The sequence below is a fragment of the Dorea ammoniilytica genome (assembly GCF_025567415.1).
In the GTDB taxonomy this organism is placed as follows: Bacteria; Bacillota; Clostridia; order Lachnospirales; family Lachnospiraceae; genus Claveliimonas; species Claveliimonas ammoniilytica.
Genome location: NZ_JAOQJV010000004.1, coordinates 44,270 through 67,150, shown reverse-complemented (window position 1 = coordinate 67,150; position 22,881 = coordinate 44,270). Strand labels below are relative to the sequence as shown.

Genomic DNA, 22,881 nt, shown 5'->3' with positions numbered 1-22,881 from the left:
ATTGTATAGTTTTTATTTGTTTTCTTCTTCACTCTTTTTGTCGTCTTCGTCATCGGTATCGGCGGAGAGTACATGAGTGGTAAACAGGAACTTTCTTGTGGCGAACAGTACGGCAATGGCGCATACACCGATCAGGCTGGTAATCGCTGAGGTGTGGTCGATAATGACCTGCCTTGCCAGTGCAAATACCAGCAGTTCGAATACCATATCAGAAGTGTGATAATACATCATGCGGATCAGTTCTACACAGATTATCAGGTTCATGCTGTAAGAAAGGAGATGCTCATATGCTTCGAACGGATCAGCATCCATCAGGTGAAAGATGGAGCAGATCAGACGGAAGCAGAGGAGTCCGGTGCCGATCAGCATGGCTATGGTGATGATCATTTCCAGTGCATAGGCAAGACTGGAAATGATAAGAGTACATTTTTCTTTCATAGGCATCCTCCACAGATTAGCTCTGTTTCATGTTAGCACGTTTACGGAGTCTTGGATCCAGGATCTTCTTGCGGATACGAAGACTCTTAGGTGTTACCTCCAGTAATTCGTCAGTGTCGATGAAGTCCAGAGCTTCTTCCAGACTCAGTACCTTTGGTGTGGTCAGACGAAGCGCGTCATCAGCACCAGATGAACGGGTGTTGGTCAGATGCTTGGTCTTGCATACATTTACTTCGATATCGTCAGTCTTGCCGTTCTGCCCGATGACCATACCAGAGTATACTTTTTCACCAGCACCGATGAAGAGAGTACCACGTTCCTGAGCATTGAACAGACCGTAAGTAACAGATTCTCCGGTCTCGAATGAGATCAGGGAGCCCTGTTTACGATACTGGATGTCGCCCTTGTATGGAGCATATCCATCGAACAGTGTGTTCATGATACCATTTCCCTTGGTATCAGTCATGAATTCGCCACGGTAACCGATCAGACCACGGGCTGGGATAGAAAATTCCAGACGAGTATAAGCACCGCTGCTGGCATCCATGTTGCGAAGTTCACCTTTTCGCTGACCTAATTTCTCGATGACAGTTCCGGTAAATTCGTCCGGTACGTCAATATATGCAAGTTCCATTGGCTCCAGAAGTTTGCCTTTTTCATCTTTTTTGTACAGAACCTCAGCTTTACTTACTGCAAATTCATATCCTTCACGGCGCATATTCTCGATCAGGACAGACAGGTGAAGCTCACCACGTCCGGATACTTTAAAACTATCCATATTGTCTGTTTCTTCTACGCGGAGGCTGACGTCAGTATTCAGCTCGCGCATCAGACGGTCACGAATGTGACGGGAAGTTACGTATTTACCTTCCTGACCTGCGAGTGGACTGTCGTTTACGATAAACTGCATTGCAATCGTAGGCTCAGAGATTTTCTGGAATGGGATTGCCTGCGGATTCTCCGGTGAGCACAAGGTATCACCAATGGAAATGTCTGAGATACCGGATACAGCTACGATAGAACCGATAGTAGCCTCCTTAACATCAATCTTGTCCAGTCCGTCGAATTCATACAGCTTACTGATACGTACTTTTTCCTGACGATCCGGATTGTGTTCATTGACTACGACCATATCCTGGTTTACACGGATGGTTCCGTTATCAACTTTACCGATTCCGATACGTCCTACGTATTCGTTGTAATCGATGGTGCTGATCAGTACCTGTGTGCCGGCTTCCGGATCACCTTCTGGTGCAGGAATATAGTCCAGAATCGTCTCGAACAGTGGAATCATGTTGTCCGGGCTGTCATCCAGCTCCAGGATCGCGTAACCATTTTTGGCGGAAGCGTATACGAATGGGCATTCAAGCTGCTCCTCGTCAGCATCCAAATCGATAAAGAGTTCCAGTACTTCATCGATGACTTCCTCCGGTCTTGCTTCCGGACGATCGATCTTATTGATGCACACGATAACCGGCAGTTTCAGTTCCAGAGCTTTGCGCAGTACGAACTTGGTCTGTGGCATGGCACCTTCAAATGCATCTACTACCAGAACTACACCATTTACCATCTTGAGAACACGCTCTACCTCGCCGCCGAAGTCGGCATGTCCCGGTGTGTCGATGATATTGATTTTGGTATCTTTATAATATACGGCGGTGTTCTTGGAGAGGATGGTAATACCACGCTCGCGTTCGATGTCGTTGGAGTCCATGACACGTTCCGCGACTTCCTGATTCTCACGGAATACACCACTTTGCTTCAGCAATTCATCCACAAGTGTCGTCTTGCCATGATCGACATGGGCAATGATCGCGATATTGCGGACGTCTTCTCTTTTCTGTCTCATAAATATCTTCCTTTACAATTCAATACTTTTACCTATTTAATGTGTTCAACTTTAGTATTGTATCATATTTTTTTGAAATTACAACTACTAATCAAAGAAAAGAAAAACCGGAAGAAAAGCAGTTCTAAAGAGAAATGTGAATGCATAAACTAGGTATTACCCCGGTGGATGACAGAGTAATGCCGGGAGACAAAGAAGCCTGAAATACATTTCGGAGGAAGGGAGAATTACATTGATGTCAGATAAGATTATTGAAAACAACCAGGTGACAATTATCGGAGAGATCGCAGGGAAATTTGTATTCAGCCATGAAGTTTTCGGAGAAGGCTTTTATATGGTAGATGTGTTGGTCAGACGACTCAGTAACTCGGAAGATCAGATTCCGCTTATGATCTCAGAGCGACTTTTGGATGTGACGCAGGACTATACGGGTGAATACATTATGGTAAATGGACAGTTCCGTTCCTATAATCGTCACGAAGAGCAGAAGAACCGGCTGATCTTGTCGGTATTTGTGCGGGAAGTGGAATTTATCAGTGAGGAACCGGACGGTGCTAAGACGAATTCAGTGCTGCTTGATGGCTATATCTGTAAACAGCCGATTTATCGAAAAACACCGTTAGGACGTGAGATCGCAGATCTGTTACTGGCAGTTAACAGACCATATGGTAAGTCGGATTATATTCCGTGTATCTGTTGGGGACGCAATGCAAGGTACGCTTCCGCTTTTGAAGTAGGAGAGCATGTACAGGTGCTTGGAAGAATTCAAAGCAGAGAGTATGTGAAACGTCTGTCGGAGACTGAGACAGAGAAACGGACGGCTTATGAAGTATCTGTCAGCAAGCTGGAATGTATGGATGATGCAGAGGAATGATAAAGATTAAATTCGCTCCGGTCACAGAGACGCCATAATCGCTCCATTGACACGAAAAAAGAATAATGTTAAAATTTTGTACATATAAATATTCAGCAGTTCAGGAGGGATAATATGGCAATATTTACAGGCGCAGGAGTGGCACTGGTCACACCTTTTCATGAAGATGGAAGCGTTAATTATGACAAATTAGATGAGCTGATTGATTACCATTGCGAACATGGTACAGACAGTATTATTATATGTGGAACAACAGGAGAATCTTCTACTTTATCGGAAGAAGAACATATGGAGTGCATCCGTTTTGCGGTAGAACGTACCAGGAAGAGACTTCCGGTAATTGCAGGTACCGGTTCCAACGCTACTTATACAACGATTGATATGTCGAAAGAAGCAGTAGAGTATGGTGTAGACGGACTTCTTTTGGTAACACCATATTATAACAAAGCGACACAGGATGGATTGATCGCACACTACAAGGCAGTTGCAAAGGAAGCAAATGCTCCGATCATTATGTACAGCGTAGCCAGCCGTACAGGCATGAATATTGCTCCTGAGACGGTAGCAACACTGGTAAAAGAGACGGATAATATCGTAGCAATCAAGGAAGCATCCGGTAATATCAGCCAGGTGGCTAAGATCATGAACCTGACAGACGGAAAGATAGATCTGTATTCCGGTAATGATGATCAGATTGTTCCGCTTCTTTCATTGGGTGGTATTGGTGTGATTTCGGTACTCTCTAATGTAGCCCCACAGTATACACACGATATCTGTGCGAAGTTCTTTGAGGGAGATGTAAAGGCTGCACGTGATATGCAGCTTAAGGCGATTCCGTTGATCGAGCAGTTATTCTGTGAGGTGAATCCGATCCCGGTTAAGAAGGCAGTGAACCTGATGGGAATGGAATGCGGAGGACTTCGTATGCCTCTGACAGATATTTCAGCAGAGCATGAGAAGAGCCTGGCAAAAGCCATGAAGGATTTTGGTATTCAGCTTGTATAAGTGAGTTAATAAGTCATATAACAAGGACAGACGGCGGGATGATCGCCCTCTGTCCTTACATAGCATATAGGAGGATTCTGATGATAAAAGTATTAATGCATGGATGTAACGGCAAGATGGGACAGGTAGTCAGCCGCATGGTGGATGAGACAGAAGGAATGGAACTGGCTGCAGGTGTGGACAGATTCCTTGGAAGAGAGAATCCATATCCGGTATTTGAAAGCGTGGAAGCGTGTGATGTGCCGGTAGATGTAGTGATCGATTTTTCCAATGCGGCAGCAGTAGATGACCTGCTGGAAGCATGTGCGAAGAAAGGGCTTCCGGTGGTTCTGTGTACTACAGGACTGAGTGAAGAACAGATTGCAAAGGTTAAGAAGACTTCGGAAAAAGTTGCAGTGCTTCGTTCTGCTAATATGTCTCTGGGAGTGAACCTGTTGATGAAGCTTCTGAAGGATGCATCCAAGGTGCTTGCTCCTGCAGGATATGACATTGAGATCGTAGAGAAACATCATAATCAGAAAGTAGATGCACCGAGTGGTACAGCACTGGCACTGGCAGATTCTATCAATGAAGCGATGGATAATGTATATTCATATACCTACGACAGAAGTCAGGAGAGAAAGAAACGTTCTGATAAGGAAATTGGTATTGCGGCAGTACGCGGCGGTACAATCGTAGGCGAACATGAAGTGATCTACGCCGGTGAAGATGAAGTGATCGAATTCAAGCATACGGCATATTCCAAAGCTATTTTTGCAAAGGGAGCAGTGTCCGCAGCAGCATTTCTGGCAGGAAAAGAGCCGGGACTCTATGATATGTCAGATGTGATCCAGTTCTAGTTTTCCAGATACTTCCATTCATGTAATGAGCCTGATATGGTATATATTCTTAAATAATGCAGATATTACTGGTACCAAGTATTACTTGATTATCAAAGAATATACATGAAAGGGAGATTTAATCTATGAAACAGTTAAAGAAAACGCTGGCAATCCTGCTGTGTGCAGGATTGATGTGTGGACTTACCGGTTGTGGAAACAGTGGCGATGCTGCAGATAACGGCACGGTAAATGACGGCACAATTGATGATGCCGGTGATGCAATCCGGGACGGTGCCGACGATGCTGGTGATGCAATCCGGGACGGTGCCGACGATGCTGGTGATGCAATCCGGGACGGTGTCGACGATGCTGGTGATGCAGTTCGTGACGGCGCGGATGATCTGGATGGCGATGTGCAGAACAAAAACAGTGATAACAGAACTAACAGATAAGAGAGTTAAGCAGACGGAGGATGTGCTCCTCCGTCTGTCTTTATATAAGGAATAAGATTGGGAGAAAGAGAATGCGGTTCAGACCATGTATCGATATACATAATGGAAAGGTGAAACAGATTGTGGGCGGAAGCCTGAAAGATGCCGGAGATCAGGCAGAAGAGAATTATATTTCGGAACAGGACAGTACCTTTTATGCAAAAATGTACAAAAAGGACAATTTGAGAGGTGGACACATTATCCTGCTGAATCCGGCAGGATCCGAATACTACGAGGCAACCCGTAAGCAGGCACTGGCAGCACTTCAGGCATTTCCAGGAGGGATGCAGATCGGTGGCGGTGTGACAGCGGAGAATGCAAAAGAATATCTGGATGCAGGAGCAAGCCACGTGATTGTGACATCTTATGTGTTCCGGGAAGGAAGAATCCGTTGGGACAGGCTGGAACAACTTCTGCAGGTAACAGGGAGGGAGCATCTGGTTCTGGATCTCAGCTGCAGGAAGCGGGAAGATGGTGCATATTATATTGTGACTGACCGTTGGCAGACATTTACGGATGAGAAGCTTACTTCGGAACTCATGGGAAAGCTTGGCACTTATTGTGATGAATTTCTGATCCATGGTGTAGATGTGGAAGGAAAATCAGCGGGTGCACCGGAGGAGCTGGTGAGCATTCTGGCATCTTGTGAGGGGCGGCCGATTACTTATGCGGGAGGAATCGGAACTATGGAAGATCTGGAACGATTCCGAGTGCAGTCCGGAGGAAAACTGGACTTTACCATTGGCAGTGCTTTGGATCTTTTTGGCGGCAAGGTTGCTTACGATGTTGTTAAGAATTATCATTAAGAATGATAGCGGGAGTCTGATGACCTGAATCTGTACGGTTGATCCTGTACTTTCAGTAGTTGAAATGATTGAATTGGATGAGGGTTAGTGGTACAATAAAATAGTTATTTTATAGAATTAATGAAAACGAGGAGTTACCAATATGGGCTTATTACAAAAGTTGTTTGGAACACATAGTGAAAATGAATTAAAGCGAATTTATCCTATCGTGGATCGCATAGAAGCACTGGAGCCGGAGATGCAGAAGCTGTCGGATGCAGAGCTTCGGGACAAAACCCGTGAATACAAAGAACGTTATGCAGAAGGAGAGTCTTTGGATGACCTGCTTCCAGAGGCGTACGCGACGGTGAGAGAGGCGTCTGTCAGAGTACTTGGCATGCGTCATTTCCGTGTACAGTTAGTCGGCGGTGTCGTTCTTCATCAGGGACGTATCGCTGAGATGAAGACTGGTGAAGGTAAGACACTGGTATCTACCCTTCCGGCATATCTGAATGCATTGACAGGAGAAGGTGTACATATCGTTACGGTCAATGACTATCTGGCAAAGCGTGACTCAGAGTGGATGGGACAGGTACATGAATTTCTGGGACTGACAGTCGGCGTAGTACTGAACAGTATGGACAAAGAAGAACGTCGTGCTGCTTATAACTGCGACATTACTTACGTAACAAATAACGAACTCGGATTTGATTATCTGAGAGATAACATGGTCATTTACAAGGAACAGCTGGTACAGCGCGGTATGAAGTTTGCTGTTATCGATGAGGTCGACTCTGTATTGATCGATGAAGCACGTACACCACTGATCATTTCCGGACAGAGCGGCAAGTCAACGAAGCTTTATGAAGCATGTGACATTCTTGCAAGACAGATGGAAAAAGGTGAAGCCAGCGGAGAGTTCTCTAAGATCAACGCCATCATGGGAGAAGAGATTGAGGAAACCGGAGACTTTATCGTAGATGAGAAGGAAAAGAACATCAACCTGACAGAAGATGGTGTGAAGAAGGTAGAGAAGTTCTTCCATCTGGACAATCTGGCTGATCCGGAGAACCTGGAAATCCAGCATAACATTATCCTGGCACTCCGTGCGCATAACCTGATGTTCCGTGACCAGGATTATGTGGTTAAGGATGATGAAGTACTGATCGTAGATGAATTTACCGGACGTATCATGCCGGGACGCCGTTATTCTGATGGTCTGCATCAGGCGATTGAGGCGAAGGAACATGTAAAGGTGAAACGTGAGAGTAAGACGCTGGCGACCATTACATTCCAGAATCTGTTTAATAAATACGAGAAGAAGAGTGGTATGACAGGTACCGCGCTGACAGAGGAGAAGGAGTTCCGTGAGATCTACGGAATGGACGTTGTAGAAATCCCGACCAATAAGCCGGTCATCCGTCAGGATCTGGATGATGCCGTATATAAGACGCAGAAAGAAAAATACAGAGCAGTCTGCGATGCAGTAGAAGAAGCACATGCCAAAGGACAGCCGGTGCTGGTTGGTACGATCACGATCGAGGTATCGGAACTTCTGAGTGGTATGCTGAAGCGAAGAGGTGTACAGCATAATGTATTGAATGCCAAGTTTCATGAGATGGAAGCTGAGATTGTAGCGCAGGCAGGTCAGCATGGAGCAGTAACGATTGCTACTAATATGGCCGGTCGTGGTACGGATATTAAGCTGGACGATGCGGCAAGAAAAGCCGGCGGTCTTAAGATCATCGGTACAGAGCGTCATGAGTCCAGACGTATTGACAATCAGCTCCGTGGACGTGCCGGACGACAGGGAGATCCGGGTGAATCCAGATTCTACATTTCTCTGGAAGATGATCTGATGCGTTTGTTTGGTTCTGAACGTCTGATGAGCGTGTTTAATGCACTTGGTGTAGAAGATGGCGAACAGATTGAGCATAAGATGTTATCCAGTGCAATCGAGAAGGCACAGGAGAAGATTGAGAATAACAACTTTGGTATTCGTAAGAACCTGTTGGAATATGATCAGGTAATGAATGAGCAGAGAGAGATCATCTACTCTGAGAGGAAGAAGGTACTGGACGGCGAGAGTATGCGTGATTCTATCATCCATATGATCACAGAATATGTGGAGAATCTGGTAGACAGTGATATTCCTGCGGATGCAGATCCGGAAGACTGGGATCTGGTGAATTTTAATGTAAGCCTCTGCAATGTAATCCCGATGAAGCCGGTTGCACCGGAAGAAGTTAAGGATATGAATGCTAAGAAGCTGAAGCATATGCTGAAAGAGCGTGCGGTGAAGCTGTATGAGCAGAAAGAAGCAGAGTTCCCGGAACCGGAGCATATCCGTGAACTGGAGCGAGTGGTTCTTTTGAAGGTTATCGATAATAAATGGATGGATCACATCGATGACATGGATCAGCTGCGTCAGGGTATTGGATTGCAGGCATATGGTCAGAGAGATCCGAAGGTTGAGTACAAGATGATCGGATATGAGATGTTTGATGAGATGACAAGAGCAATTTCTGCTGATACGATCCGTGCATTATACCGTGTGAAGATCGAGCAGAAAGCAGAACGCGAAGAAGTAGCCAAGGTGACCGGTACGAATAAGGATGAAAGTGCCGTACGTGCACCGAAGAAGCGTGAAAATAAGAAGATCTATCCAAATGATCCATGTCCATGTGGAAGCGGTAAGAAGTATAAACAGTGCTGCGGGCGTAAATAAATGTCCCAGTATCTCATGCATTTAAGATAGAAAGAGGTGATAGTGTGGTAGAACTGGACCAGTATAAAGGACGGCTCAGTGCTTACGAGAGCCCACTTGCTGAAATGAGGGATTCACTTTGACATCCCTGGAAAGAAACAGAGGATTGAAGAATTAGAACGTAAGATGGAAGAACCGGGATTCTGGGATGAACCGGAAGAAAGCCAGAAGATTATGAAGGATCTCAAAGATCTAAAAGATCAGGTAGAGACAGTGGAACATCTGGAACAGAGCTATGAAGATATTGGACTGTTGATTGAGATGGCGTATGAGGAAGAAGACGAATCGGTGCTTCCTGAGATAGAAGAAGAGCTGAATGCATTTGAAGAGGGTTATGAGAGCCTGCGCATCCAGACGCTTCTGTCGGGCGAATATGATAAGTATAATGCAATTGTAACACTTCATGCAGGAGCTGGCGGAACGGAGTCCTGTGACTGGGCGAGCATGCTGTACCGCATGTACAGCAGATTTGCGGAGCGCAAAGGATTCGGTGTGAAGGTACTGGACTTTCTGGAAGGAGATGTGGCGGGGATTAAGACGGTTACGTTTGAGGTCAGTGGTGAGAATGCCTATGGATATTTTAAGTCTGAAAAAGGCGTACACCGCCTGGTGCGTATTTCGCCATTTAATTCTGCAGGAAAGAGACAGACATCATTTGCATCCTGTGATGTGATTCCGGATATTGAGGATAATATTGATGATATTGAACTCAGTGATGATGAACTGAAGATCGATACCTATCGAGCCAGTGGAGCGGGTGGTCAGCATGTCAATAAGACATCATCGGCAATCCGTATCACGCATCTGCCGACAGGAATTGTGGTACAGTGCCAGAATGAACGTTCACAGCATCATAACCGTGATAAGGCAATGCAGATGCTGAAAGCGAAGTTAAAGCTCCTGAAAGAGCAGGAGCAGGCGGATAAGGTGTCAGATATCCGTGGTGAGATCAAAGAGATCGGATTTGGCAATCAGATCCGTTCATATGTTATGCAGCCGTATACGTTGGTGAAGGATCACCGGACAGGTGCGGAGAGCAGCAACGTCGGCGCAGTGCTGGACGGAGCATTGGAACCATTTATTAATGCTTTTTTACAGGAACAGAGGAAAGGGTAGAAGATATGGCAAAGATAGCAGTGCTTGGATATGGAACAGTAGGATCCGGAGTCTATGAGGTACTCCGTACCAATCGTGAAGTGATCGCGCAGAGAGCAGGAGAAGAACTGGAAGTAAAATATGTACTGGATCTGAGAGATTTTCCGGGAGATCCGGTGCAGGAGGTAATCACTCATGATTTTGAAGAGATCGTAAATGACGAAGAAGTTCAGATCGTTGTAGAAGTGATGGGTGGTATTGAACCGGCTTATACATTTGTAAAGAGAAGTCTTCTGGCAGGAAAGAATGTTGCTACATCGAATAAGGCATTGGTGGCAAAGCATGGCGCAGAGTTGATTCGTGTTGCAAAAGAGCAGAATGTGAATTTCTTCTATGAAGCAAGTGTGGGTGGAGGCATTCCAATCCTCAGAAGCTTGTATGAATCTCTGACTGGAGACGTGATCGAAGAGATCGTGGGAATTCTGAATGGAACAACCAACTATATGATGACTAAGATGTTTTATGAAGGCGCCGGATACGATGATGTGTTAAAAGAGGCACAGGACAATGGATTTGCAGAGCGTAATCCGGAGGCAGATGTGGAGGGCTATGACGCTTGCCGTAAGATTGCAATCCTGGCGTCTATTATTTCCGGTAAGCAGGTAGATTTTGAAGACCTTTACTGTGAAGGTATTACGAAAGTAACAGTAGAAGATATGCAGTATGCAAAGGTAATGGGACGAACGGTGAAGCTTCTTGCAACATGCAAGAGACATGGTGAGACGCTTAGTGCCATGGTATCTCCGTGTCTTCTGAGTCAGGATCATCCACTGTTCAGTGTTAACGGAGTCTTTAATTCAGTATTTGTACATGGCAATATGCTGGGCGATGCGATGTTCTACGGAAGTGGCGCAGGCAAGCTTCCAACGGCCAGTGCTGTAGTTGGTGATGTGGTCGAAGCAGTTAAGAATATCGGTTATAATCTTGGCTATGGATGGAGCGAGGAGAAACTTCAAATCCAGAAACAGGAAGAAGTTGAGCATCGTTTCTTTGTACGTATCAAAGGTAAGAAAGAAGAACTTCAGCAGAAACTGGAAGCATCTTTCGGAATGCTACAGTATGTTGAAGTTCCGGAGATTGCCGGAGAGTTCGGATTTGTGACAGAATCCATGAAAGAGGGCTTATATGAGAAAAAAGTGTCTGATTATACAGAAGATATTATCAGCATGATTCGCGTGGAGGACTAGTTTATGAAATATATCATCGTGTTAAGTGACGGAATGGCAGGAAGACCGCTGGAGAAATTGGGCGGTAAGACAACGCTGGAAGCTGCTGATACACCGAATTTTGACCGCCTTGCAGAGAAAGCGGAGATCGGACTGGCATCTATGGTGCCGGAAGGAATGGCACCGGGAAGTGATACCGCCAATCTGTCAGTAATGGGATATGATCCGAAGATTTATTATACCGGAAGATCACCGTTAGAAGCACTCAGTATCGGTGTAGATATGGCAGCAGATGATGTGTCGTTCCGCTGTAATCTTGTGACACTGACGGAAGATGGTGGTGCTTACGAAGATCAGAAGATCATCGATCATAGTTCCAGTGAGATCAGTACCGAAGATTCTACCGTTTTGTTAGAGGCATTAAAAGAAGGCCTGAAAAGAGAAGGTTATGAATTCTACGCAGGTACCAGTTACCGTCATCTTCTGATCTGGAAACATGGTAAAGTGTTAGAACTTACGGCGCCGCATGATATCCTGACAAAGACCGTTGGAGAATACCTGCCGAAGGATCTGGTACTCCTTGACATGATGAAGAAGAGCTATGAGATATTGAAAGATCATCCGATCAATGTAGAGCGTAAGAAGCAGGGACTGAACCCGGCTAATTCTGCATGGTTCTGGGGTGCAGGTACCAGACCGGCACTTGCATCATTTGAAGAAAAGACCGGCAAAAAGGGTGTGATGATCTCGGCGGTGGATCTGTTGAAAGGAATTGCAGTCGGTGCAGATATGGATCGCATTATCGTAGAAGGTGCCAATGGTGGACTGCATACCAATTATGAGGGCAAAGCAGATGCGGCAATCCACGCATTGTTAGAGGATGGTTATGATTTTGCTTATGTACATGTAGAAGCACCGGATGAGATGGGACACATGGGTTCTGTGACGGATAAGATTACAGCAATTGAGAATGTGGACGGTCGTGTTGTGGCAAGGATTACGGAAGCAATGGACCGGTCGGGAGAAGATTACAGACTAATGATACTTCCGGATCATCCGACGCCGATCTGTGTGAGAACACATACATCTGAGCCGGTTCCGTATATGATCTACGACAGTAGAAAGGCAATAGACGGAATTCATACATATAATGAAAAAGAAGCAGCAAAGAGCACATGCATTTGGAAGGATGGTTATCGATTGATTGATCATCTTCTGGAATGCTAAGGAGGAACTATGTTAATTGTAAAAAAGTTTGGCGGAAGTTCTGTGGCTAATAAAACAAGAATATTTCGCGTGGCAGAGAGATGCATCGAAGATTACAGAGCCGGTCATGATGTAGTAGTAGTATTGTCAGCAATGGGAGATACGACCGATGATCTGATCGCTATGGCACATAGCATTCATGCTAATCCAAAGAAAAGAGAGTTGGATATGCTCCTGACAACAGGAGAACAGGTATCCGTATCCCTGATGGCTATGGCTATGCAGAGCCTGGATGTGCCTGCAGTATCGCTGAATGCGTTTCAGGTGCAGATGCATTCTACAGAACGGTATGGCAATGCAAGATTCAAGAGGATTGATACAGATCGTATTACCCACGAGCTGGATTCACGAAAGATTGTAATCGTGACCGGTTTTCAGGGCGTTAATAAATATGATGATCTGACGACACTTGGCCGAGGTGGATCAGATACCACAGCAGTGGCACTGGCAGCGGCGTTACATGCTGACAGGTGTGAGATATTTACGGATGTCGACGGTGTCTACACAGCTGATCCGAGAATCGTAAAGAATGCGATGAAACTGGATGAAGTGACCTATGATGAGATGCTGGAGTTAGCCTCTCTTGGAGCGAAAGTCTTACATAACAGATCGGTGGAAATGGCTAAAAAATACGGCGTAGAGCTGGTGGTAAGATCCAGCCTGAACCGTTCAGAAGGTACAGTGATCAAGGAGAAAGTCAAAATGGAAAAAATGTTAATCACAGGCGTTGCAGCCGATACGAATACCGCAAGAATCTCAGTGATCGGAGTAGACGATCAGCCGGGAACTGCATTTCGCATTTTCAATACACTTGCAAAAAATAATATTAACGTAGATATCATCCTGCAGTCAGTGGGACGAGATGGAACTAAGGATATTTCATTTACTGTATCCGAGGATGATCTGGATGATGCAATCCATATTCTGGAGGATCACAAAGAAGCACTGACGATTAAAGAAATCACAAGCAATAGAGATGTGGCTAAGATTTCTGTAGTCGGTGCCGGTATGATGAGTAATCCTGGTGTGGCTGCTAAGATGTTCGAGACTCTCTATAATGCGAGAATTAACATCAATATGATTGCTACATCCGAGATCCGTATTACAGTACTGGTTGATAAAAAGGATGTAGAGAAAGCATTGAATGCTGTACACGACGGATTTGCCGGACAGCTGGAATAAAGAAAAGCAACACTGTTAAATCAGTGTTGCTTTTCTTTCGGAAGCATTAGGGATGTTTGCTAATGTCCGATACTTAGTTACGGTTCTTCTAGATATATGTATACCTTTTTGAATGAGGGCGTTAGTAAGAGCCTGATCGCTAAATGGTTTCGCTTTATTTTCATGTTGAATCAGTTGATGTAATAGAAGAGTAACCTGTGAACAACTGATTTCTTCATTGCCTGTCTGTGATAATCCTGTAGAGAACAATGATTTGAGAGGAACGATACCATTTGGATATTGGATGTATTTATTTTTTATGCCGCGGCTAATGGTTGAGACAGAAAGATTTAATTCGTCTGCAACATCAGACATTGTCATGGGATGTAAGGGTGCAGTTCCGTTGAAAAAAGCTTCCTGACGTTGTACAACGGAATTTGAAATCGCAAGAATTGTGTTCCGTCGCTGTTCAATCTGTTGGAAAATAAAATGTACCCGTTTGTATTTTTTCTCAAAGTAATCTTTTAAAAGCGCGTCTGTAGATATCTGCATCATGTGGATATAGTAATCATTTAAACTATAATTTTCTATCCAGTTATCATTCAGAGAGATATTCCAGTTGTTTTCAGATTTTTCAACAATTATATCAGGAATGATATATTCGTTTGTGGAGTCTCCAATGCCTGTTAGCGGGGGAGGCGGTAAAAGTTTAACCAGCCGGATCATCTGCCGGACTTCAGGAACAGAGATGGCGAGGTCATCTGCAATAGTTCTCAGATTTCCAGATGCAATATCATCGAGATGATTTAAAATCAAGCGGGTATAAGATTGATTTTCAATGCCGTTGATGTGAAGCTGATACAGGAGGTAATGGGCAATATCCGGCTGGAATATTCCAGAAGGTTCCAAAGTTTGTAAAATGCCAAGACATTTTGCAGAGGATTCAGCAGGAATGTGATACAACTCCATCAGATCCTCTGGCGTATATGGAAAGAATCCCTTGTCATCCATTAAAAGGATCATCAACTTCATGATTTTTAATTCTAATGTGCTGAACTCGGAATAATGGATCTGGTTCATGATAAAATCAACGAGGTAATTATTATCAAGAGCGCGTATCTCTGGCTGGAATGTCTCATCCGATGTTACTGATGCCTTTGAAAAGGGGCGACTAACTGCAGAATCTGAGTTTTTTACATCCAATAAAGGGTTTTCATTATATTCTTCCTGCAAAAAAGTACTTAATTCATAGTTGTCCATGGCAAGCAGTTTTAAAGATTGAATCTGTTTTTGACTGAATATCAGTTGTTGCTTTTGGGAAAAAATAAAACCTTGTTCCATAATGAATATCACCTCCTATAATTTATAATAGCAAAAAACGTGCCAAATTTGTGTGTTAAATTTTGAAAAGAACACACTAAAATGGCATGTTTTTTGCTTTATTAAAATAATAAAAAATAAAACAAAGGAGTGTGGAAAATGTTAACAGAGAAAAGAGTAGAAGAATTAGAAAAATTTGCCACGGATATACGGATTCAGACAATCCGTCAGATGAAAACAAGAGGTTTCGGACATATGGGAGGCGCGATGAGTATATGTGATCTTCTTAGTGTGTTGTACGGAGAACAGATGAAATATGATGCAGATAATCCAGAATGGGAAGAACGGGATTGGTTGATCTGCTCGAAAGGTCATGCGGGCCCGGCAGTGTATGCAGCGTTGGCGTTGAAAGGCTTTTTCCCAATGGATTGGCTGGATACCCTAAATCAGCCGGGAACAAGATTGCCGAGCCACTGCGATCATTCAAAGACACCGGGAATTGATGTGACAACCGGTTCACTGGGACAGGGACTATCGGTGGCTGCCGGAATCGCGTTCGCTAAGAAGATTGAACAAAAAGAAAATACAATTTTCTGTATTATTGGTGATGGAGAAAGCCAGGAAGGGCAGAACTGGGAAGCTGTTATGTTTGCTGCACAGCAAAAACTTGGTAATCTGATTCTGTTTGTTGATGACAACAAGCAGCAGTTGGACAATATGACGTCTAAAATATGCAACATGGATAGCTTTGCTGAAAAATTCCGTAGTTTTCATTGGGATGTTCAGGAAGTAGATGGACATAACATTAATGAATTAAATACTGCAATTACAACTGCGAGAAATAATGATGAAAGACCTCATGTGATTGTGATGAACACAATAAAGGGAAAAGGATGTTCCTTTGCGGAAAATATATTAAAAAATCATCATATTAACGTGTCAGCAGAGCAGGCGGAAGATGCAGTCAATAAATTGAAACGATAGGAGGATTATAGAAAATGAAAAAAACATATACAGTATCTGAAAGAAAAATGGCCGGAGTATATTCAGATACGATTACAAAAATAATGCGGGAAAATAAGAATGTAGTTGAATTAGAAGCAGATCTCGGTGGTTGTATTATGGGTAGTAAAATGGATGAAATCGATCAATATCCGGGACAACTTGTTAATTGCGGAATTCAGGAAGCAAATATGGTTGGCGTAGCATGTGGTATGTCTGCAGCAGGGAAAATCCCGTTTGTACATTCGTTTGCACCGTTTATATCTAGAAGAGCAAATGATCAGATTTTTATTTCTGGATGCTATTCTCATGCGAACGTAAAATTAGTTGGCTCAGATCCGGGAATTATGGCGGCTTACAACGGAGGAACACATATGCCATTTGAAGATGTAGCCGCATTGCGGGCTTTTCCAGAACTGACAATTATAGAGCCAACGGATGAAGTGATGTTAGAAAAACTGCTTCATCAGTTGGTGGATTTAAAAGGAATGTATTATATAAGATGTGCCAGAAAAGCGGTTGTCAGGTTGTATGACAGTCAGGAAGAGTTTGAGATTGGAAAAGGGAAAGAACTCAGAGAAGGTACAGATGTGACAATTATAGCGAGTGGAATTATGACGGCAGAGTCCTTGAAGGCAGCAGATGTTTTAGCAGAAAAAGGTATTTCTGCCAGAGTGGTAGATATGTTTACTATTAAGCCATTAGATAAGGAACTTGTCCTGAAATGTGCAGAAGAAACAGGTGCAGTTGTTACAGCAGAAAACCATTCTATGTATAACGGTCTTGGAAGTGCGGTATGCGAGGTGCTTGCAGAAAACCTGCCGGTACCGGTAGAACGGATTGGCATAGAAGATGAATTTGGAGAGGTTGGAGATATGGAGTATTTAAAGAAGAGATTCCATCTGACCGCAGAAGATATTGTGAAAAAAGCAGAGAAAGCAATAGAAAGGAAAAGCAAAAAATGAAACGGATAAAAGCAAAACTGACGAGGGCTGGTCATTTTGAATTATATGAAGAGCAGATGCCGGAACTAAAAGAAGATGAAGTATTATTGAAAATGATTAGTGTAGGTTTATGTCATTCAGATGTTCCTGCATATCTGGGAACAAGTGCAATGGGCAAAAGTCCACTGGGTTTTGAAGCCATGGTGAAAAATATCCAATATCCAATGGGACTGGGACATGAGCCTGTAGCTGTAGTACAGGAAATAGGGAGAAGTGTTACGAAATTTAAGACGGGAGATTATGTGACAGGAGTATCTTCTGAATGCTTTACAAGTCATATGATGCTGAATGAAAATAAACGTCTTGTTAAAATTCCAGATACGGAGAAACCTATTGATGCCTGTCTTGGAGAACCAATGATGTGTGTTGCAAATATTGTTCAGGCAGCGAATCCACGTTTTGGTGATCATGTAGCTGTGATTGGATGTGGATTTATGGGACTATTGGCAATAGCTGGATTGAAAAATGATAGATTGGGAAGTCTAACAGCAATTGATTTTGATTCAGATCGTCTGAAACTGGCAGAAAAATACGGAGCTTCTGAAACTATATGCCCTTTGCAGGAAGATTTACAGTCAAGCATGATGAACATTACAAAGGGAAAAGGATTTGATGTAGTTATTGAAATAACAGGAAGCTTAAAAGGCCTGGCATCAGCATTGCAGATTATTAGAATTGCAGGAAGAGGAAAGATCCTTGCACCGTCTATGTATACGAAAAATGAAATATTTACAGAGGAAATGGCTTATAATATGATGTATCGTTCTCCGATTATTCATGTAGTTCATCCTTGGTACTGTGAAAACTATATGGATGTGCTAAAAAAGGCAGTGGATGCGTATGTAAAAGATATTTTCCCAACAGATAAACTGATTACACACAGAATTCCAGTCACAGAGATTAATGAAGGCTTCCAACTGCTTACAACAAATCCAAAAGAATACATAAAAGGAATTATTACATTTAACTAGAACAAATGCTGGCAGATGGAATGATATCGGAATAAGATAGCTCTGTATTCTGGACTCCTAGTAGAGAAAATGATAGAATTCTTTTAAACGATAGATGGAAACGCCTGGTTGGTGCATTGATTTACTAGAAGAGAGGGTTAAAGACTTGAATAGAAAAGAAAAAATATTGCAATGTGTTCGACAAATGGTAGATGAACAGGAAACGAAAACCGGAATAGATTCTGGTACGATTGCAGAGGCGTTAGGATTAGAACGAAGTAACGTGAGCAGAGATTTGAATGAATTGGTGCGGGAAGGTCTTGTAGTAAAATCAGAAAGTAGACCGGTACTGTTTATGGAAGCATCAGTCTGTGAAGAGTTAGTAAAAAAAGCAGAGGAAAAAGACGGTAAAACCGCATTTAGCAATCTGATAGGCGGGAACGGATCGCTGAAATCTCAAATCGAACAGGGAAAATCAGCAATTTTGTATCCACCAAGAGGCTTACATACACTTTTGGCTGGACCGACTGGGACGGGAAAAACAACATTTGCAGAAAAGATGTATGAGTATGCGGCACAATCGGGGATAATTCGTGAAAAGGAAAAACTGATTGTTTTTAATTGTGCAGAATATGCACAAAATCCTCAGCTGATCCTGTCACAGTTGTTTGGATGTAAAAAAGGAGCCTATACTGGTGCAGAAAAGGATAAAATTGGACTTGTTGAGCAGGCGGATGGAGGAATTTTGCTGTTGGATGAAATTCACCGCCTGCCTCCGGAAGGTCAGGAGATGCTATTTTTATTGATGGACAAAGGAATCTATCGGCGTCTGGGTGAAACAGATAAATTCAGAGAGGCAGATGTACTGATTATCGGTGCTACGACAGAAAATATTAATACAGTTCTTTTAAAGACATTTTTGCGGCGTATGCCTGTTGTAATCCATTTGCCAGCATTGAATGAACGCCCTATAGTGGAACGTCTGCAGCTGATAGAGATGTTCTTTGTAAATGAACAAAAAAAGGTGGGAGTGCCGATCAGAGTTTATAAAGAGGCACTCATAGCACTTCTGTTATATTATTGTCCAGGCAATATCGGACAGCTGAAAGCAGATATTCAGCTGGTCTGTGCAAGAGCCTTTTTACAGTATAAGGTAGATAAACTGCAGTATGTTACGGTGGAATTGCCGGTACTGCCTGAGTATATCCAAAAAGGCCGTTTAGAACATCAAAATCAAAAGAATGATCTGATTGATTTTTTGAGATATTCGGATGATTATCATTTTTTTGAAGGTGAAGAAACAATCGGCAATCAAAAACAGTCGCTATATGATATTATTTCGGAGAAATATCAGACTTTTAAACAGCAGGGAAGAACAAAGGGGCAGATTACAGGGATATTACAGGAAGATCTGGACCGATATATGGAACAGCTGATGGAAAAATATCATGTGACAGATCAGGAGGATGGCAGAAAGAATCTGTTGAAAATTATAAATGCCAATGTGTATTATGCAGTTGAAGAAGTGATTCAATTTGCAGAAGTGCGGTTGGAAAGAAAATTATCTGAACAGGCTAAGATTGGAATGACAATGCACGTAAATGCCATGCTCGAACGGATTGAAAACGGAATTCCGATAAGGGAAGAGGTTGGCAGTGACATTGCATTAAATCATCCGAAAGAATTTCGAGTAGCAAAGACAATTAAAAGGCTACTGGAAGAGGAACTCGATGTTCAGATACCAGAACGAGAATTGGTATACCTGACAATGTTTTTATGTGTTTCGAATGAACAGATAAAACAGTATACAGGCATAATGGTTATGGCTCATGGTAATTCAACTGCGAGCAGTATGTCAGAAGTTGTTAATCAGCTGATGAATACGGATCATTGTAAAGCACTTGATATGCCGTTGGATATGTCTACTGAAATTATGTTTGAAAAAGCTGTGGCAATGGTGAAGGAAATCGATGAGGGCAAGGGAGTCCTGCTGCTAACTGATATGGGTTCACTGACCATGATGGGAGAATTGATTGAACAGAAAACCGGAATTAAAGTGAGAACCATAACACTTGCTTCGACCGCGATTGTGCTGGAAGCATTAAGAAAGTCATTGATGCAAGATATGTCCTTGGATGAAATCTATGCAGATTTGAAACAGACATTTCAGTTCCTGATAAAGAATCAAGATGAGAAGAATATGGGGTGTATCCAGCACAGGATTATAACGACATGTTTTACCGGACAGGGAACAGCTGTAAAAATCAAAGATATTATCATGGAAATGCTCCCAGGAGCATTGAAAGATATGGTGCATATACAGTGCATGGATTTCAGGCAGGCCGTAGACGTGCAGAATGGGAAAGAGGGACTGCAGCGGAAAAGGATTGATGCTGTAGTTGGAACAGTAGATTTGAAATTGGACGGTGTACCATATATTTCTGTCGATGAATTGATTGCGGGGGAGGGAATGCGTCGGCTGGAACATATATTATCGAATGCATCGGATTTGAATATTTCGAATGAACAGGAGAGCGATGTAAAGACAGAAATATTAGCTGAGACGCTTTCGGGGATACTGGCTTTTCTTAATCCGGCAAAGATTATTCCATTGCTACTGAAATCGTTTGAGGAACTGACGACTCAGGGGAAAAACAGAAAGGATATTAAATTTCGTTATGTAATTCATACGGCATGTATGCTGGAACGTATTATGCAGGGAGAAATTATACAGCATAAACAGACGGAAGAGATAAAAAAGAAGTATGAGACACTGTTTAATAGAATCAAGCAGAGTTTGGGAGATATTGAACATATGTTGCATATTGATATTCCGGATTCAGAAATTGTGTATTTGATAGAAATGATGGAAAATATATAAGATGAAAGTATCGGTTTATGACGCAGGTAATGCGTTATAGATCGATACTTTTTTGTCTAAACACACTTTATGCAGAAAAACAACACACAAAGCTGGCACGCAATTTGCTCTATAAATAAATAAAAGAAAAAAGAAATGAGGTGATGGGTAATGATTGGTGTGTTGGTTGTGACTCACGGAAATTTCAGCGAGTCCATTATTAAAAGTATGGAGTTGATTTTCGGTCATCACGATAAGCTGGAAGCACTGACATTAAATCATGGCGATGATGTGCAGGAACTATTGCGCAAGGTAAGAGAGAAATCTAAAGAATTAGATGATGGTGACGGTGTGATCGTTCTTGTCGATCTGCTCGGCGGAAGTCCTTGCAATGTGACTGCATCCTGCTTGAGGGAAGAAAATATTCAATGCGTGACAGGACTGAATCTACCAATGTTGATTAATGTATTGGAGAATAGGACAGAAATTTCACTAAACAGTCTTCCGGAAGTAGCAATGGAAGGAGGAAAAAATGGAATCGTAAATATGAAAGAACTGATCAGCTGATGAAGAGGTGATTAATTGATGAATGAAATATTTTTTCGGGTTGATGAACGTTTGGTTCATGGACAGATTCTTTTTAAATGGCTCGAACATGCGTCATGCAGTAAATTATATATCATTGATGATCAGGTGGCAACGGATCCTATTTTACAAGGTGTACTAACAATGACGGTTCCTGAGTCTGTAGAAGTGTTTTTTTATAGTACAGATGAAGGTGCTGAAGCTGTTATGATAGCGGATGCAAATGTACTTGTACTGTTAAGAACATTGGATACATTGTGGAGAATATATGAGAAGGGAACTGAAATAAAAACAGTAAATATCTGCAGGCTTCCATTTGCTCCTGGCAAAAAGGAATTATATGAAAATATATATGTGTCTGGGCATGAAGAAGAAATTATAAAAAGTTTGACGGAGGATGGGACAGTTCTTTATATACAGATGGTTCCAGATAATGAAGTAGTGTATATCAGAGATCTTATATAACAGCAAAGAGGAAAATTGTATGAAAACAAAAATAATACTGTTAACACATGGAGGCTGGGGAGAAGAATTATTACAGTCTGCTCAGATGGTTGTAGGAAAAATAGAATGCTGTGAAACACTGAGCCTGATGCCAGAGGATTCCATTTCTAATTATATGCAGCGCATAGATGCAGCGATAGAAAATGCAGAAAATGTTTTGCTATTGACTGATCTTGCAGGGGGAACACCGTCGAATATAGCCGGTGTCTATGCAAAGAAGTATGGAACGGTCTATGCAGTATGTGGTTTGAATATGGAAATGCTGATATGTGCGGATAATCTGAGAAATACGTATTACGGTGGAGAACTTGTTGACAAGATAGAAATATCAGTAAAAGAAAAAATATTAAATTTAAAAAGATAGGAGAGGATTAGTATGGCAAAAATTTCATTAGTACGCCTGGATAGTCGTTTGATTCATGGGCAGGTTATCACAAAATGGGTGAAGATTGCGAAAGCGAATCGGATTATTATCATTGATGACGAATTATCAAAAGATGATTTTATGGTCATGATCTATGCGGCTGCCGCACCAAAAAATGTGTCTGTTGAGATTATATCAGTTGATAAGGCAGCAGAGGAATGGGAAAAAGATGAATTTGGAACGGGAACGGTGATGTTGTTGTTTAAAGATGTTGAATCATGTATGCGGACAGCACAGAAGGGCGTTCCGATTTCTAGCTTGCAGATTGGGGGCATACCAAACGAACCAGGGCGAGTGACGATATTGCGTGCGGTTTCATTGAATCAGGCGGATATGGATCTGTTAGAGGAAATGCATCAAAAAGGAACTGAAATTTATATTCATATCATACCGGAAGAACCAAGAATGGATTTCGATAAGATTAAAAGAACGTTTGAGGGATAGGAGGATAAGA

At 42.6% G+C, this 22,881-nt stretch carries 21 protein-coding genes; 18 read left to right on the top strand and 3 right to left on the bottom strand.

The genetic code is table 11. The features are described 5' to 3' along the window. Positions 1 to 12 precede the first annotated feature (12 nt). The gene (locus OCV65_RS04905) at positions 13 to 438 is read right to left on the bottom strand and encodes a hypothetical protein (RefSeq protein ID WP_262581137.1); all 426 of its coding nucleotides are present in this window, start codon (positions 436 to 438) and stop codon (positions 13 to 15) included. Between the two features lie 16 nt (positions 439 to 454). Further along, on the bottom strand, positions 455 to 2,287 hold the full coding sequence (gene typA / locus OCV65_RS04900) for a translational GTPase TypA (RefSeq protein WP_118384131.1): 1,833 nt from the start codon (positions 2,285 to 2,287) through the stop codon (positions 455 to 457). A 235-nt stretch (positions 2,288 to 2,522) separates the two neighbouring features. On the opposite strand from typA, the gene OCV65_RS04895 reads away from it, so the two are divergent. From OCV65_RS04895 to OCV65_RS04850, 10 genes are all read left to right on the top strand, one after another. Next, positions 2,523 to 3,161: a single-stranded DNA-binding protein gene (locus tag OCV65_RS04895; RefSeq protein ID WP_118384132.1), complete on the top strand. Its 639-nt coding sequence runs from the start codon at positions 2,523 to 2,525 to the stop codon at positions 3,159 to 3,161. Between the two features lie 114 nt (positions 3,162 to 3,275). Then, on the top strand, positions 3,276 to 4,166 hold the full coding sequence (gene dapA, locus OCV65_RS04890; RefSeq protein ID WP_262581136.1) for a 4-hydroxy-tetrahydrodipicolinate synthase: 891 nt from the start codon (positions 3,276 to 3,278) through the stop codon (positions 4,164 to 4,166). Between the two features lie 80 nt (positions 4,167 to 4,246). Beyond that, on the top strand, positions 4,247 to 5,005 hold the full coding sequence (dapB, locus tag OCV65_RS04885; RefSeq protein ID WP_118384134.1) for a 4-hydroxy-tetrahydrodipicolinate reductase: 759 nt from the start codon (positions 4,247 to 4,249) through the stop codon (positions 5,003 to 5,005). Positions 5,006 to 5,130: 125 nt separating this feature from the next. After that, complete coding sequence (locus OCV65_RS04880; protein ID WP_262581135.1) at positions 5,131 to 5,439, top strand: hypothetical protein; 309 nt, start codon at positions 5,131 to 5,133, stop codon at positions 5,437 to 5,439. Positions 5,440 to 5,510: 71 nt separating this feature from the next. Beyond that, positions 5,511 to 6,284, top strand: coding sequence for a phosphoribosylformimino-5-aminoimidazole carboxamide ribotide isomerase (gene hisA / locus OCV65_RS04875; RefSeq protein ID WP_262581134.1), 774 nt, complete (start codon positions 5,511 to 5,513; stop codon positions 6,282 to 6,284). Positions 6,285 to 6,426: 142 nt separating this feature from the next. Next, on the top strand, positions 6,427 to 8,991 hold the full coding sequence (gene secA / locus OCV65_RS04870; RefSeq protein ID WP_118451647.1) for a preprotein translocase subunit SecA: 2,565 nt from the start codon (positions 6,427 to 6,429) through the stop codon (positions 8,989 to 8,991). Positions 8,992 to 9,035: 44 nt separating this feature from the next. Then, positions 9,036 to 10,146 (top strand): peptide chain release factor 2 gene (gene prfB / locus OCV65_RS04865; protein ID WP_118451648.1). Its coding sequence is split into 2 segments (ribosomal slippage): positions 9,036 to 9,110 and positions 9,112 to 10,146, totalling 1,110 coding nucleotides; the frame shifts between segments, so codons are not numbered across the junction. A 5-nt stretch (positions 10,147 to 10,151) separates the two neighbouring features. Beyond that, entirely contained in the window at positions 10,152 to 11,372 is a 1,221-nt protein-coding gene (locus tag OCV65_RS04860; RefSeq protein ID WP_262581133.1) for a homoserine dehydrogenase, read from the top strand. A gap of 3 nt (positions 11,373 to 11,375) precedes the next feature. Further along, a complete protein-coding gene (locus tag OCV65_RS04855; RefSeq protein WP_262581132.1) occupies positions 11,376 to 12,578 on the top strand; it encodes a cofactor-independent phosphoglycerate mutase in 1,203 nt (400 codons plus the stop codon). A gap of 9 nt (positions 12,579 to 12,587) precedes the next feature. Further along, a complete protein-coding gene (locus tag OCV65_RS04850; RefSeq protein ID WP_262581131.1) occupies positions 12,588 to 13,799 on the top strand; it encodes an aspartate kinase in 1,212 nt (403 codons plus the stop codon). 15 nt (positions 13,800 to 13,814) lie between these two features. Here the strand turns inward: OCV65_RS04850 and rpoN are convergent, their stop codons facing one another. Further along, complete coding sequence (gene rpoN / locus OCV65_RS04845; protein ID WP_262581130.1) at positions 13,815 to 15,119, bottom strand: RNA polymerase factor sigma-54; 1,305 nt, start codon at positions 15,117 to 15,119, stop codon at positions 13,815 to 13,817. Positions 15,120 to 15,257: 138 nt separating this feature from the next. Between rpoN and OCV65_RS04840 the strand changes: the two genes are divergently transcribed. The 8 genes from OCV65_RS04840 to OCV65_RS04805 all read left to right on the top strand — a co-directional run bounded on the left by OCV65_RS04840 (position 15,258) and on the right by OCV65_RS04805 (position 22,871). After that, on the top strand, positions 15,258 to 16,082 hold the full coding sequence (locus OCV65_RS04840; RefSeq protein ID WP_118384348.1) for a transketolase: 825 nt from the start codon (positions 15,258 to 15,260) through the stop codon (positions 16,080 to 16,082). Between the two features lie 14 nt (positions 16,083 to 16,096). Then, a complete protein-coding gene (locus OCV65_RS04835; RefSeq protein WP_262581129.1) occupies positions 16,097 to 17,065 on the top strand; it encodes a transketolase family protein in 969 nt (322 codons plus the stop codon). Further along, positions 17,062 to 18,075 carry a zinc-dependent alcohol dehydrogenase gene (locus tag OCV65_RS04830; protein WP_262581128.1) on the top strand — a complete coding sequence of 338 codons (1,014 nt, stop codon included), beginning with the start codon at positions 17,062 to 17,064 and terminating at the stop codon, positions 18,073 to 18,075. The genes OCV65_RS04835 and OCV65_RS04830 overlap by 4 nt, the downstream gene beginning before the upstream one ends. Positions 18,076 to 18,220: 145 nt before the next feature. After that, entirely contained in the window at positions 18,221 to 20,935 is a 2,715-nt protein-coding gene (locus OCV65_RS04825) for a sigma 54-interacting transcriptional regulator (RefSeq protein WP_262581127.1), read from the top strand. 150 nt (positions 20,936 to 21,085) lie between these two features. Next, a complete protein-coding gene (locus tag OCV65_RS04820; RefSeq protein ID WP_262581126.1) occupies positions 21,086 to 21,481 on the top strand; it encodes a PTS sugar transporter subunit IIA in 396 nt (131 codons plus the stop codon). Between the two features lie 18 nt (positions 21,482 to 21,499). After that, positions 21,500 to 21,964 carry a PTS sugar transporter subunit IIB gene (locus OCV65_RS04815; RefSeq protein ID WP_262581125.1) on the top strand — a complete coding sequence of 155 codons (465 nt, stop codon included), beginning with the start codon at positions 21,500 to 21,502 and terminating at the stop codon, positions 21,962 to 21,964. Positions 21,965 to 21,983: 19 nt separating this feature from the next. Continuing rightward, the gene (locus tag OCV65_RS04810; protein ID WP_262581124.1) at positions 21,984 to 22,367 is read left to right on the top strand and encodes a PTS sugar transporter subunit IIA; all 384 of its coding nucleotides are present in this window, start codon (positions 21,984 to 21,986) and stop codon (positions 22,365 to 22,367) included. A 12-nt stretch (positions 22,368 to 22,379) separates the two neighbouring features. Next, on the top strand, positions 22,380 to 22,871 hold the full coding sequence (locus OCV65_RS04805) for a PTS sugar transporter subunit IIB (protein WP_262581123.1): 492 nt from the start codon (positions 22,380 to 22,382) through the stop codon (positions 22,869 to 22,871). Positions 22,872 to 22,881 lie beyond the last annotated feature (10 nt).

Excerpts from the sequence above, each read along its gene's own strand:
- OCV65_RS04815 (WP_262581125.1), top strand. The coding sequence starts at position 21,500 with ATGAATGAAATATTTTTTCGGGTTGATGAACGTTTGGTTCATGGACAG.
- OCV65_RS04850 (WP_262581131.1), top strand. The coding sequence starts at position 12,588 with ATGTTAATTGTAAAAAAGTTTGGCGGAAGTTCTGTGGCTAATAAAACA.
- rpoN (WP_262581130.1), bottom strand. The coding sequence starts at position 15,119 with ATGGAACAAGGTTTTATTTTTTCCCAAAAGCAACAACTGATATTCAGT.
- typA (WP_118384131.1), bottom strand. The coding sequence starts at position 2,287 with ATGAGACAGAAAAGAGAAGACGTCCGCAATATCGCGATCATTGCCCAT.
- OCV65_RS04840 (WP_118384348.1), top strand. The coding sequence starts at position 15,258 with ATGTTAACAGAGAAAAGAGTAGAAGAATTAGAAAAATTTGCCACGGAT.
- OCV65_RS04835 (WP_262581129.1), top strand. The coding sequence starts at position 16,097 with ATGAAAAAAACATATACAGTATCTGAAAGAAAAATGGCCGGAGTATAT.
- OCV65_RS04805 (WP_262581123.1), top strand. The coding sequence starts at position 22,380 with ATGGCAAAAATTTCATTAGTACGCCTGGATAGTCGTTTGATTCATGGG.
- hisA (WP_262581134.1), top strand. The coding sequence starts at position 5,511 with ATGCGGTTCAGACCATGTATCGATATACATAATGGAAAGGTGAAACAG.
- secA (WP_118451647.1), top strand. The coding sequence starts at position 6,427 with ATGGGCTTATTACAAAAGTTGTTTGGAACACATAGTGAAAATGAATTA.
- dapB (WP_118384134.1), top strand. The coding sequence starts at position 4,247 with ATGATAAAAGTATTAATGCATGGATGTAACGGCAAGATGGGACAGGTA.
- dapA (WP_262581136.1), top strand. The coding sequence starts at position 3,276 with ATGGCAATATTTACAGGCGCAGGAGTGGCACTGGTCACACCTTTTCAT.
- OCV65_RS04820 (WP_262581126.1), top strand. The coding sequence starts at position 21,086 with ATGATTGGTGTGTTGGTTGTGACTCACGGAAATTTCAGCGAGTCCATT.
- OCV65_RS04855 (WP_262581132.1), top strand. The coding sequence starts at position 11,376 with ATGAAATATATCATCGTGTTAAGTGACGGAATGGCAGGAAGACCGCTG.
- OCV65_RS04880 (WP_262581135.1), top strand. The coding sequence starts at position 5,131 with ATGAAACAGTTAAAGAAAACGCTGGCAATCCTGCTGTGTGCAGGATTG.
- OCV65_RS04895 (WP_118384132.1), top strand. The coding sequence starts at position 2,523 with ATGTCAGATAAGATTATTGAAAACAACCAGGTGACAATTATCGGAGAG.
- OCV65_RS04905 (WP_262581137.1), bottom strand. The coding sequence starts at position 438 with ATGAAAGAAAAATGTACTCTTATCATTTCCAGTCTTGCCTATGCACTG.
- OCV65_RS04860 (WP_262581133.1), top strand. The coding sequence starts at position 10,152 with ATGGCAAAGATAGCAGTGCTTGGATATGGAACAGTAGGATCCGGAGTC.
- OCV65_RS04810 (WP_262581124.1), top strand. The coding sequence starts at position 21,984 with ATGAAAACAAAAATAATACTGTTAACACATGGAGGCTGGGGAGAAGAA.
- OCV65_RS04830 (WP_262581128.1), top strand. The coding sequence starts at position 17,062 with ATGAAACGGATAAAAGCAAAACTGACGAGGGCTGGTCATTTTGAATTA.